At 70.3% G+C, this 12,041-nt stretch carries 8 protein-coding genes; 3 read left to right on the forward strand and 5 right to left on the reverse strand.

The features are described from left to right. Positions 1–67 precede the first annotated feature (67 nt). From KY661_RS04225 to KY661_RS04235, 3 genes are read right to left on the reverse strand one after another with little or no spacing between them, the layout of a single operon-like run. A complete protein-coding gene (locus KY661_RS04225; RefSeq protein WP_225408951.1) occupies positions 68–1,309 on the reverse strand; it encodes a hypothetical protein in 1,242 nt (413 codons plus the stop codon). Beyond that, the gene (locus KY661_RS04230; protein ID WP_225408952.1) at positions 1,306–3,849 is read right to left on the reverse strand and encodes a TonB-dependent receptor domain-containing protein; all 2,544 of its coding nucleotides are present in this window, start codon (positions 3,847–3,849) and stop codon (positions 1,306–1,308) included. The genes KY661_RS04225 and KY661_RS04230 overlap by 4 nt, the downstream gene beginning before the upstream one ends. Further along, positions 3,846–5,507, reverse strand: coding sequence for a serine/threonine-protein kinase (locus KY661_RS04235; RefSeq protein ID WP_225408953.1), 1,662 nt, complete (start codon positions 5,505–5,507; stop codon positions 3,846–3,848). The genes KY661_RS04230 and KY661_RS04235 overlap by 4 nt, the downstream gene beginning before the upstream one ends. 211 nt (positions 5,508–5,718) lie before the next feature. On the opposite strand from KY661_RS04235, the gene KY661_RS04240 reads away from it, so the two are divergent. Beyond that, positions 5,719–6,582: a cobalamin-binding protein gene (locus tag KY661_RS04240; RefSeq protein ID WP_225408954.1), complete on the forward strand. Its 864-nt coding sequence runs from the start codon at positions 5,719–5,721 to the stop codon at positions 6,580–6,582. Positions 6,583–6,595: 13 nt separating this feature from the next. Here KY661_RS04240 and KY661_RS04245 read toward each other — a convergent pair whose 3' ends face one another. Continuing rightward, positions 6,596–6,943, reverse strand: a complete 348-nt coding sequence (locus tag KY661_RS04245) for a response regulator (RefSeq protein ID WP_317987208.1) — start codon at positions 6,941–6,943, stop codon at positions 6,596–6,598. A 259-nt stretch (positions 6,944–7,202) separates the two neighbouring features. On the opposite strand from KY661_RS04245, the gene KY661_RS04250 reads away from it, so the two are divergent. Together KY661_RS04250 and KY661_RS04255 are read left to right on the forward strand one after the other, a co-directional pair. After that, entirely contained in the window at positions 7,203–8,906 is a 1,704-nt protein-coding gene (locus KY661_RS04250; protein ID WP_225409186.1) for a BamA/TamA family outer membrane protein, read from the forward strand. Between the two features lie 172 nt (positions 8,907–9,078). Further along, the gene (locus KY661_RS04255; RefSeq protein WP_225408956.1) at positions 9,079–10,377 is read left to right on the forward strand and encodes an HAD family hydrolase; all 1,299 of its coding nucleotides are present in this window, start codon (positions 9,079–9,081) and stop codon (positions 10,375–10,377) included. A 21-nt stretch (positions 10,378–10,398) separates the two neighbouring features. Here the strand turns inward: KY661_RS04255 and KY661_RS04260 are convergent, their stop codons facing one another. Beyond that, positions 10,399–12,000 carry an SDR family NAD(P)-dependent oxidoreductase gene (locus KY661_RS04260; protein ID WP_225408957.1) on the reverse strand — a complete coding sequence of 534 codons (1,602 nt, stop codon included), beginning with the start codon at positions 11,998–12,000 and terminating at the stop codon, positions 10,399–10,401. Between the last annotated feature and the right edge of the window lie 41 nt (positions 12,001–12,041).

A 12,041-nucleotide genomic window follows, 5' to 3' on the forward strand; every position in this document is an offset into this window, starting at 1 on the left:
AGTATTCGCATAGTGCCGGAAAACCCGTGGGCTGTCAAATTAGCGCCATCTTCGTAAAACAGGGAATCTAGGGAACCTCCACGGCGAAGGCCTGGCTGTCCACGGCGGGCAGACCGAGGCCCGGGGCGAGCGGGGGCGAGAGCTCGTTGGGGACGCGCCAGACCTGTCCAGAAGACTGCATGACGACGACCGCGTAGCGCCCGGAGGGCAGGCCCTGGAGCCGGACGGGGGCCGCCGGGTTCCGGGCGTCGAAGGCCACGGGCTGGATGCCCACGGTCAGCTCGGAGACCTCCAGCGTCTTGTTCAGGAGCGGACGGCCCGAGGCGTCGAAGAGCTGGGCGCGGTACGCCTCCAGCACCAGCCCCGCGGCGAGCACCACGAGCTGGGGGGACTCGTCCGGCTGGCCATCCGCGCGCGGGTAGCGGACGCCCTCGTCATCCAGCACGCCGTTGTTGTCCAGGTCGTTCTCGTCGAGCAGGCCGGCCTCGGTGTCGGCCAGCTTGCGCACCACCACGCGGGGCCAGAGGTCCGGCTGCCCGTCGCCATTGGTGTCATCGGGCGTGCCGTCGCCGTTCGCGTCCGCCAGGTGGACGCGGAAGATGGGGGCCTGCAGGTCCATCACGCCATCGCGAATGGCGCGGGCGCGCAGCTGGAGCACCTTGGGCCCGGCGCCCGCCTCGAGGCGCGGGGTGCCCTGCACCTCGAACACGGGGCGCTCGTTCTGCACGATGGCCTGCTTGCCGAAGCTCACCGCGACGCCCAGGGTGGGCATGGGCTTGCCGTCCGCGTCCATACCCACCTCCACCACGCGGGGCGCGAAGGTGGTGGGGTCCACCGCGGCCCCGCCCACGTCGTGCACGTTGGGCTCGCCGGTGACGGTGTACCAGGGGCTGAAGTCCGGCCCATGGCAGGGCTGCAGGCCCATGAGGCAGGTGTCCACGTCGATGAAGCCGCGCAGCAGGTAGTGGCCCGGGGCCAGGTTGCTGAAGGTGAAGGGCGCCGTGAAGGGGCCCTCGTTGGCGGGGCCGGGCGGCCCCTCGCCGAACAGCGTGGCCTGGGGAATCACGGTGAAGGACAGGGGGCGCCCGGTGCCCAGCGGGGGCGGGGGGCGCGTGGCGTCATAGAGCAGCACCACGGCGTTGCCCCGCGCCGGGCCCTGCATCACCACGTTGCCCTCGATGCGCGCGGTGTAGCGGTTCTGCTGCCGGTCCTGGGTGGGCACCACGGGCGGTGGCTCGCAGCCGGCCGTGAGCAGGGTGGCGAGGGCCAGGCCCATGAAGGCCTTCTGACGCGGGCGGAGCGTGCTCATGGGGTCACCGTCACGGTCGCGTAGACGCGGCGCTCGACGCGGTTGCCAAAGGGGTGCTGGAAGTGGGAGCTGCCCAGGTTGGAGCCCACCACGGCCACCGTGAGCTTGTCCTGGAGCAGCGAGTAGCCCACCCGGGCGTTGAGCACGGTGTAGGCGGGCAGCTGGTTGGCGATGAAGTCGATGCGGGTGGGGTCCCCCAGGTCGGGCTCGCGTTCGATCCAGGTGGTGTCCGAGGTGAAGGCCGCGTCGATGCCAAACTCCAGGTCGGCGCGCGTGCGGTAGGTGAGGCCACCGAACAGCCGCACCTGGGGCGCCTGGTTGCACGGGGCGCACAGCGACTCCTCTTCGCCCTCCGCCGTCACCTTCTGCAGCGCGGCGCTGACCTTGATGCCCAGGCCGTCCACCGGGGCCAGCGACACGCCCACCTCGGCGCCGCGCGAGGTGTAGGTGGCCTGCTCGTTCTGGAAGAAGGAGCGGCCGGCCAGGTACGAGCCGGTGACGGAGTCGAAGGACTCGCCCGCGGGCATCCGCTGCAGGGGGGACAGGCCGATGAGGTTCTTCACCGTGTTCTGGTAGAGGGCCACGTCCCAGTCGATGCCCAGGGTGGGCGCCTCGCCGCGGTAGCCCAGCTCGTAGGCCACCAGCCGCTCGGGGCGCAGCGTCCGGTTGCCCTGGGTGAGCGCGCTGGCGCCCGGCACGCCGGGCACGGGCACGCGCAGCGCGGTGTAGCTCTCCAGGAAGGCGGGCTCCCGGAAGGCGGAGGCCGCGGTGGCGCGGAAGGCATGGCCCTCGAAGGGCATGAGGATGCCGGAGACGCGCGGCGAGTGCGCCAGCCCGGGCTCGCCCTGGGACAGCAGCGGGTGCCGGTCCATGCGGTAGGAGGCGATCAGCCGGAAGGGATCCACGGGCCGCCACTCATCCTGCACGAAGGCGGCGGTGTGGAACTCCTCCTTGGCCCCAGGCCCCAGGTAGTCCCAGATGACGCGCTTGAAGCGGCCCTCCACGCCCACGTTGAGCAGGTGCTCACCGCCGAGCTCGAAGCCCTTGCTGAAGAGCGCCTCGCCGTTGAAGACGTGGAAGTCGACGCGGCTGCTCAGCGAGCGCTGGCCGATGCTCTGGTACTGCGGCGCGGCCTTCGAGCCGGTGTGGTTCCAGAAGGCCTTCACCTTCACGGGGCCCAGGCCCAGGTCGGTCTTGGCGTAGGCGCTCAGCCCGTCCAGGTAGAAGTTGCGCAGCACCCCGAGCGGGTACACCTCGGTGTAGTACCGGTGGACGCCGGAGGACACGCCCAGGTCCACCCCCGAGTCGAACTTGTACTCGGTGGACAGGTTGGCCCGTGCGCCGCGGTAGCCCAGGTCCTTCAGGGGCGTCGTCTGGGCGACGTCGGGCCGGTTGTCCCCGAAGTCCCGGCTCCACTTGTCCTCCTGCCCGTAGCCCACGGACAGGCGGTAGCGCAGGCCGCCCGCGGCCCCATGGCTCAGGAAGGAGCCGGCCGCGGTGTTGCCGCCGCCCGCCCGGGCGATGAACTGCCGGTCCCCGGAGCCGGGCGCCTGGGTGATGATGTTGACCACGCCCAGCATTGCGTTGGCGCCGTACAGGGCGCTGCCCGGGCCGCGGATGACCTCGATGCGCTCAATTTCCTCCAGCCCGATGGGGAAGTTGGCCCACAACGTCATGCCCAGGAAGTCCTGGTACTCGGTGCGGCCGTCCACCAGCACGAGCACCTTGTTGGCCATGCGCTGGTTGAAGCCGCGGAAGGAGAGGTTGGCGCTCGTGACGCCCATCTCCATCACGTCCGCGCCCGGCACCCGGCGCAGCAGCTCCACCAGGCTGGTGGCCCCAGACAGGCGGATGTCCTCGGCGGTGATGACGGTGGTGGCGTTGGGCGCCTCCAGCGCGGACTGGGCCCGGCGGCTGGCCGTCACCACGCGCTCTTCATAGGGCACCGCGCCCACGTCCTCCTCGGCCCGCGGCAGCGCGGCGCGGGTGGACGCGGTGGCGCCCGGCGCCGTGGGGGCGGGCGTGGCGGAGGCGGTGGGCAGGGACTCCGCGCGGGCGATGGCCTTCTCCAGCCGCTCCAGGAGCTGCGCCAGGGCCTGCGCATCCGGCGCGGCCGTGGGCGTGGCCGGGGTGGGCCGGGGCGTGCCCGGCGGCGGCGGCATGGGGAGCTTCTGGGCCAGGCTGGAGGACTCGGGCTCGGAGGCCTTCACCGCCTCCTCCAGGCGGGCGATGGTGGCGCGCACGGAGACCGCGTCCGCGGGGTTGGTCTCCAGGTAGCGCTGGTACCACTCCAGCGCCTCCGGCGAGCGGCCGGCGTCGAGGTACGCGCGCGCGATGTTGTAGAGCACGCTGGGGTGCGGCTTGATGGCGTACGCTTCCTTCAACTCGGCGATGCCCGGGTCGAACGCCCCCTGGGCGATGAGGCTCATGCCGTTGCGGAAGTGGCGCCGCGCCTCCAAGCGCTCGTCGGCCAGGGCATTTCCCGCGTACAGGGACAGCGCGAGAAGGCCCGCTCGCTTGAACACTTCGGTGAGTTTCACTGGTAGGGATCGTCCTTGTAACCGGTCGAGCCCGGCCGCTGCCGCGAGGGGCCCTTCTTCTTCTTGAGCTTGTGGGTGAAGCGCACTTCAGGCCCCTCGCCCTCCGCCTTGACGGTGGCGCGGGGGTAGCCGCTGAGCTCGAACGTCAGCTCGGCGCTGGCCCGGCCCGCCGCGTTCGCCGGGAGCTTCAGCTCCACGGGCGTCTGGCCCAGGTCCTTGCCCCGGTGCTTCACCCGGGCGCCGCTGGGCTCGCTGGCGATGAGGAAGCGCACCAGGGAGGCCTGGGCCACGGCCTCCGGCGCGGCGGGCTCGGGAGGGGCCTCCTCCACGGGAGCCTCGGGAGCCTCGGGGGCCTCGGGGGCCTCCGGCTCGCCGGTGAGGTTGGCGGCGAGCGCATCGGGCGCCGGCTCCGTGCCGGCGGGGGCCTGCGTGGGGGGAGGGGCCGGGAGAGGCGCCGGGGCCGCCACGAGCGGGGCCGGGGGTGGCTTGGACGTGGGCGTGCTCAGGGCGAACACCAGGGACACGGCCACACCGGCCAGCACCGAGCCACCGAGCAGGGCGATGGCCAGCGAGTTGCGGCGCCCCTTCGTCCGTGGCTCCTCCTCCTCCACGGAGATGTCGAGCGCCATGGTGGAGGCGTTGGAGGGCGAGGGCGGCGGGCTGAGGGGGCCCGTGTGGGGACCGCTGCCGGGGGTGATGAAGGAGCGGGGGCCCGAGTAGAAGCCGCTGCTGAGGCCGGCCGCGGCGGTGGTGCGGCGGATGCTGTCGAGCACCCGGTCCATCGAGTCGAACCGCTCCGCGGGGTTCTTGGCCAGGCACTTCATCACCAGCGCCTCCACCTCGGGAGGGATGGTGTGGTTGGGCCAGATGGCCGCGAAGGTGGGGGGCGGCTCGTTGAGGTGCTTGACGATGATGTCGATGCTCTGCTCGGCCAGGAACGGCGGGCGCCCCAGCAGCATCTGGTAGAGCACCACGCCCAGCGAGTACACGTCGCTGCGCGGGTCGGAGATGTTGCGCGCCTGCTCGGGCGCCATGTACTGCGGCGAGCCGAGGATGACGCCCGCCTGGGTGAGCGACACGTCCGCGGGGAAGCTGCCCCCGTCGGGCATGAAGGACTTCACCAGCCCGAAGTCCAGCACCTTCACCAGGTCGTGGTCCTTCTCCTGGTTGAGAATCATCACGTTGGCGGGCTTCAGGTCGCGGTGGATGAGGCCGACCTTGTGCGCCTCGCGCAGGGAGCGGGCAATCTGCTGGGCGATGCTGAGGGCGCGCGGCCAGGGCAGGGGGCCCGTCTGGGTGAGCATCTGCGACAGCGTCAGCCCCTCGATGTACTCCATCGCGATGTAGTAGATGCCGTCGTCGGTCTTCCCGTAGTCGATGATGGTGATGGTGTTGGGGTGGCGCAGCTTCGCGGTGACGTTGGCTTCCAGGAAGAAGCGGCGCTGGAACCCGGGATCCTTGTCCTGGCCGTACTGGGGATTGAGGATCTTCAGCGCGACCATGCGGTCGAGCGGGGACTGGATGGCCTTGTACACGCGTCCCATGCCGCCGGCGCCCAGCGCTTCGACGATCTTGAAACGCTCGTTGAGAACCCTGCCCAACAGGGGGTCCTCAATGGGGGGTGGCGCGCCCCCCGCAGAGGCGTCGCTTTCAATCATGTGCTCCCCCGCCGCAAGGCGGCTTCAAAGCCAGTAGGGCAGGAATGCTAGCACCGGATGTTCTACTGCCCAAGAGACCGGGCCGCGGAGAAGCCCTCCAGGCCCGGAAATCCGGCCTCGGGCGGGGGGCCCCATGTCCGGGGCAGGCGGGGGAGGGGGCGGGGCGCCGGCAGGTGACCGGAGGGGAACTCCCGGGCATAGAGTGCCCGGCATGACGGCCTCCCTCGACCGGTTGCTTGCTTCCGCGCCCCGGTACCCCCAGCGCATCGTCTGCATGACGGAGGAGACGACGGAGACGCTCTACCGCATTGGCGCAGGAGACCTGGTGGTGGGGGTCTCGGGCTTCACGGTGCGCCCCCCCGAGGCGCGCAAGAAGCCGCGCGTCAGCTCGTTCCTGGACGCGAACTTCGAGCGCATCCTGGAGCTGAAGCCCGACCTGGTGCTCGGGTTCTCGGACCTGCAGGCGGACCTGGGGCGCGAGCTGTGCAAGCGCGGCGTGCCCGTGTACCTGTTCAACCAGCGCTCGGTGGCGGAGATCCTCCAGACCGTGCGCGTGGTGGGCGCGCTGGTGGGGCGGGCGGAGGCGGCGGAGCAGCTGGCGGACACGCTGAGGGCCAACCTGGAGCGCCACGCGCACGCCGCGGAGGCCCTGCCCCGGCGGCCCCGCATCTTCTTCGAGGAGTGGCACGAGCCCCTCATCTCCGGCATCCGCTGGTGCTCGGAGCTGGTGGATCTGGTGGGCGGCGAGGACGTGTGTGCCGAGTCCCGCGCCCACCCGGAGGCCAAGGGCCGCATCTTCACCCCGGAGGAGGTGGCGCGGCGCAACCCCGAGGCGGTCATCGCCAGCTGGTGCGGGCGCAAGGCCAAGCGGGACAAGATCGTCTCCCGCCCGGGCTGGAAGGAGGTCCGCGCCGTGGTGGATGACCAGCTCTACGAGGTGAAGAGCTCCTTCATCCTCCAGCCGGGCCCGGCGGCGCTCTCGGATGGGGTGGAGCAGCTCGCGCGCATCGTGGCGGCCGTGGCCCAGGGGCGCACATTGCCCTCGCCCCGCCCGGAGGACCTGCGCACGGCATGACCGGGACGCGCGCTCAGGCCGCGTGCTGGGCCAGGGCGGCGAACTCTTCTTCGACGATGTTGAGGAAGTCGTTGATGTCCAACGGCTTGTGCAGCATGCGCACGCCCGAGGGCGGCACGACCCGGGGGTGTGCGGTGATCATCACCACCCGCGTCTGGCGGACACAGCCCTCTTTCATGGCCTGCTCCACCAGCCAGCCGCCGCTCTCCCCGGGCAACATGTAGTCGGTGATGAGCAGGTGGACATGCTGGCGCTGAAGCTGGGCGAGCCCTTCCTCCGCCGTGCCCACGGGGATGACACCGTAGCCTTCGGCTTCCAACAGGGTGCTCAGGCCCTCTCGGATGTCTTCGTTGTCTTCCACCAATAGGACCCTGGGTCCATGAAGAGGGTCCACGATGGTGCGCTCCCGAGATGCGGTCTGACCCGTAGTGTGCGTATGAAACGTTCCGCTGGAACGAAAAGTCCTCTGGCGGCCGGGTACCAGTGTCTACCAGAAACCACTTCGGTGTCGAACTGAGTGCATTTCAACCCTGGAAATGTCGCCTCGTGCACGGCCCCGTGCGTGCCAAGATGGACGGGTGCCGTTCGCGCTCCTTGCCCTGCTGATCCCACCCCTGGTGATGTCGGCGCCCGAGGCCCCGCCTGAGGTTCAAGAGGGGTACGAGGAGACGCTCGTGTCCTGGGGGCTGGCCCAGCACGGGCGCCTGCTGGAGCCCGAGCCCGAGGGCAAGCGGCTCGAGGCCATCCTCGTCGCGGCCGAGGATGTGGTGGCCGAGAGTGATCCGTACCCCAACTTCCTGAACCTCTTTCACGCGCGCACGCGCGAGACGGTCATTCGCCGCGAGGTGCTGCTGGAGCCCGGCCAGCCGTACTCCGCCGCGCTCGTGCAGGAGACGATGCGCAACCTGCGCAAGCTCGGCATCTTCGCCGTGGTGCGCGGGGTGGCCGTGCAGGGCGAGTCCCCCGGCGGGGTGGCCCTGCTCATCATCACCAAGGACCTCTGGTCGCTGCGGCTCAACCAGACCTTCGAGGTGGTGGGCTCCTTCGTGAGCTACCTGAAGCTCCAGGGCACGGAGGCCAACTTCCTGGGGCTCAACCAGCGCCTAGCGGCGGACTTCATCCTGCGTCCGGACACCTTCAGCTTCGGCCAGAGCTACATCAACCGGCGGGTGGGCGGCAGCCGCTGGTACTTCGGCGAGAGCGCCGCCCTCATCCTGGGGCGCGAGAGCGGCAAGCCCGAGGGCTCGCGGGGCTCGGTGGCCATCCAGCGCCCGCTGTACTCGCTGTCCACGCCCTGGGGGCTCAGCACGTCCGCGTCCTGGAACGTGGCGACGACGCGGGTGTACCGGGGCACGGAGGTGTGGCAGCTGGACTACCCGGGGGGCGCGCCCGTCCCCTATATCTACAAGACGCGCGAGGTGTCCGCGGACACGCAGTACACGCGCTCCTATGGCGGGCTCCACAAGGTGAACGTGAGCGGCGGCGTGGCCGCCTACCACCGCGATTATCGCGCCCCCGAGGAGGCGCCGCTGGATGAGGGGCAGCGCGCCTGGCTCCGGGACACCCTGCTGCCGCGCAGCGAGGACGCCGCCTATGCCCTGCTGAGCCTGTCCGCCTTCCAGGCGCGCTACCAGGTGATGCGGGATGTGGACTCGTACGCGCTCTCGGAGGACTACCAGCTGGGGCACTCGGTCTTCGCCAGCGTCCGGTACGCGCCCCCGGTCTTCTCCTCCGCGGCGCACTACGCGGAGCTGGGCGTGGCGGCGCGCTACCGGTGGCTGTGGGGGGATGCGCTCACCACGGTGGCGGCGGCCGCGGCCATCCGCCGCGCGCTCGGGGACGGCGGCGGGTGGACCAACCGGCGCTGGGCCACCGAGGTGCAGCAGGTCTCCCCGCGCGTGCTGGGGGGCCGCTTCGTGGCGCGCGGCGTGCTGGACGTGAACATCGATGATCTGTTCGACCGGGTCGTCCTGCTGGGGGGCGGCAATGGGCTGCGCGGGGCGAGCCCGGATGCTTACTCGGGCAAGCGGATGCTCCTGGTGAACCTGGAGTACCGCACGGTGCCCGTCGTCTTCCAGACGCTGCACCTGGGTGGGGTGCTCTTCTACGACGCGGGCTCCGCCTTCGACCGGCGGCCGAAGGTGGTGCACTCGGTGGGCCTGGGGGTCCGCTTCCTGTTCCCGCAGTTCAACCTGTACCCGTTCCGGCTGGACTTCGGGTACGTGCTCAACGACACGATGCCCTCGGTGGGGCAGCGCTTCACGTTCAGCGGCGGGCAGATCACCGACTACCGGCCCGGCTTCCTGGACTCGCCCCTGCGGTGAGCTCCGGCTTCAAGCGTCCGGCCGCCACAGCTCCCAGCTCGTCTCCGGAGGCGCCTCGGGAGAAGGGATGTGTCGTGCCACACGGTGCCTGCCCCCCCGTCCCGGGGCCGGCTGGACCACCTTCCGGGGACCTGGAACGATGAATCCAAACGCGGGGTTCCGGGAGCGGACGATGGCTGCGAAGCGAGCGTGGGTGCGGATGGCGGTGGGCTCCCTGGCACTGGCCTGGGGCCTTGCCGGGTGTGGGGGAAACAAGACGGCGGTCTCCTGCCAGGTGTTGGATCCGGCACTGCCCTGGTACGGCACCAACCGGACCCAGCTCGACGGGCTGATGAAGACGTACGGCCACTGCGCGGGAGCCTACGATGAGGCGAAGAAGCCCATCGCCGCCTTCGATTGGGACAACACGGTCATCAAGAACGATGTCGGGGACGCCACCTTCTTCTACATGCTGGCGCACGATGCGGTGTTTCAGCCCCCGGGCAAGAACTGGCGTCTGACAAGCCACCTGCTGACGGGGGAGGCCGTCGCGGCGCTGGATGCCGCCTGCGGCGCGCTGGCCGAGGCGGGCACGCGCCTGCCGACCTCATCGAATCCGGCCTGTGCCCAGGAGCTGCTGAGCATTTACTCCGAGGCGAAGACCACCACGGGCCAGGCCGCGTGGGCGGGCTGGAACTACCGACGCATGGAGCCCTCCTATGCCTGGTTCGCCCAGTTGCTCGCGGGCCATACCCGGGCCGAGGTGAAGGCCCTGGCCGAGGCCGCGATGGCCGAGAACCTGCGCAATCCCATCGACGCGAAGCAGACGGTGGGCACCGCCTCGGTGACGCACTGGGTCCGGGTGCCGGATCAGATGAAGGACCTGCTGGCGAGCCTGCAGGCCAACGGCTTCGACGTCTGGGTCGTGTCGGCCTCTCCCCAGGCGGTCGTCGAGCCCTGGGCCCAGTCGGTGGGCATCGATGCCAGCCACGTGATTGGCATCCGCACGCTCGAGGCCGGGGGCAGGCTCACCTCCAACCTGGAGGGCTGTGGCGACGTGCCGGATGGCACCAACGACGGCCAGGGCAAGGTCACGGGCAACAGCCTCATCACCTACATCGATGGCAAGCGGTGCTGGATCAACAAGGTGCTCTTCGGCGTCACGGGCGCCGAGGCGCTCCAGCCCAACCCCGACCTGAGCAAGCGCCCCCTGTTCGCCGCGGGGGACTCCGACACGGATCTGACCTTCATGCGGGATGCCACCGCGCTCCGCCTGGCCATCAACCGGAACAAGAAGGAGCTGATGTGCAACGCCTACCGCAACGATGATGGGCGGTGGCTCATCAACCCCATGTTCCTCCAGCCGAGGCCGCAGCAGGCCGCGCCCTACGCGTGTGCGACGGCGGCGTGCAAGTCCGCGGACGGAGCGTCCATCCCGTGTACGGATGGGATGGGCGCCCTCATTCCCGACCAGGCCGATACCGTCTTCTGAGCGGCGGGAAGGGCCGGGCGCTCACCACGAGGTGTGGCGGTAGTCCTTGAAGAAGTTGCCCCAGGCGCCGTGGCCCGAGTTGACGGCCATGAAGACGGGGTCCACCACGCGGGCGGCCCCATCCACGATGTCCAGCGGCGGGTGGAAGTCGAACTCCTCCTGCTTGCGCTGGGCGTGGAGGACGGGGTCCTCGTCCGTCACCCAGCCCGTGTCCACGGCGTTCATGAAGATGCCGTCCCGCGCGTAGTCGGCCGCGGAGGTGAGCGTCATCATGTTCAGCGCGGCCTTGGCCATGTTGGTGTGGGGGTGCTTGTCCGTCTTCTTTCCCCGCGAGAAGCTGCCCTCCATCGCCGACACGTTCACGATGTGGCCCATGCGGGAGCGGTTGCGCAGCATCAGCGGCTTGAGCTTGCCGCAGAGGATGAAGGGGGCCACCGCGTTCACCAGGTGCACCTCCAGCATCTCGGCGGTCGCCACCTCCGCCAGCCGCAGCCGCCACGAGTTCACCTCGCGCAGATCGACCTGTTGCAGGTCCGCGTCCAGCCGCCCCTCGGGGAAGAGCCGCCGCGTGTCCCCCTCCTGCTCGAGGGCATAGGGCACCAGGGACAGGGCCGCCGAGGAGTGCAGGCCGAGGGCCGGGTCCGCGCTGCTCCAGGTGATGGCCGTGCCCGGGGCTCCCGCCTCCAGGGCGGGCTGAACCCTCGCCAGGCATTGCAGGTGCTCCGCGAGCAGCGGGGCACACGCCTGGGGCAGGGCGCTCACGGGCAGCAGCTCCTTGGCGAGCAGGTGGGCATAGAAGCCCGGGGGCCGGCGGACGGTCTGGGCCGCGTTGTTGATCAAGATGTCCAGGCGGTCATACGTCTGGTCCATGTAGCGCGCGAAGAGCTCCACGCTGGGCGCGTGCCGCAGGTCCAGCCCGTGGACGTGCAGGCGGTGGCCCCAGTCGGAGAAGTCCGGCTCCCGGGCATAGCGCTCGGCGGCGTCATTCGGGAAGCGCGTGGTGGCGATCACCCGGGCCCCGGCGCGCAGCAGCATCAGCGAGGCCTGAAAGCCAATCTTCACCCGTGCCCCAGTAATGAGCGCCACCTGGCCGTCCAGCGGGGCCGTCTGGAAGCGCTTGGCGTAGTTGAAGTCGGCGCACGGCGGGCACATGGAGTCATAGAAGAAGTGAACGCGCCGGAACTCCTCTTTGCACACGTAGCAGTGGCGGGGGTTCTCCAGCAGCTGCTCCGGTCCCGGGGTCTCGCTGGGAAGCTGCGGCGGGGGGGCCTGGAAGACCGGTTCCTGGCGCAGGGTGCGGATCCTGGTCGAGGCGCGGACGAGCTGGTCCTTCTTGCGCTTGACCTGCTTCTCCTCCTTGCGCAGCGACTTGACGAGGCGTGCCCGGACGTCGCGCTCGGGAAGGACGACCTTGCCCGCGGCGCTGAGCAGGGCAATCCGGTCCGGCTCGGGAAGCCGGAGCAGGAGCCGGCGGTCCGCCACGATGGCCTCCAGGAGCTGTGCGCAGCGGCGCACCTCTTCCAGGTCGAGGGCCGGGGGCGGCGGAGAATCCGAGACAGGGGCCGGGGGCAGAGGGGAATCCGAGACAGGGGCAGGGGCAGAAAGAGAATCGAAGGTGCTCATCGCGGTTCAGTGCATAGCCCGAGGCTGGCTCGTCTGGAAAG

Origin of the sequence: Allostigmatella hybrida, from assembly GCF_020103775.1 — a bacterium.
Taxonomy (GTDB): Bacteria; Myxococcota; Myxococcia; order Myxococcales; family Myxococcaceae; genus Hyalangium; species Hyalangium aurantiaca.

Excerpts from the sequence above, each read along its gene's own strand:
- KY661_RS04255 (WP_225408956.1), top strand. The coding sequence starts at position 9,079 with ATGGCTGCGAAGCGAGCGTGGGTGCGGATGGCGGTGGGCTCCCTGGCA.
- KY661_RS04240 (WP_225408954.1), top strand. The coding sequence starts at position 5,719 with ATGACGGCCTCCCTCGACCGGTTGCTTGCTTCCGCGCCCCGGTACCCC.
- KY661_RS04225 (WP_225408951.1), bottom strand. The coding sequence starts at position 1,309 with ATGAGCACGCTCCGCCCGCGTCAGAAGGCCTTCATGGGCCTGGCCCTC.
- KY661_RS04260 (WP_225408957.1), bottom strand. The coding sequence starts at position 12,000 with ATGAGCACCTTCGATTCTCTTTCTGCCCCTGCCCCTGTCTCGGATTCC.
- KY661_RS04235 (WP_225408953.1), bottom strand. The coding sequence starts at position 5,507 with ATGATTGAAAGCGACGCCTCTGCGGGGGGCGCGCCACCCCCCATTGAG.
- KY661_RS04250 (WP_225409186.1), top strand. The coding sequence starts at position 7,203 with ATGTCGGCGCCCGAGGCCCCGCCTGAGGTTCAAGAGGGGTACGAGGAG.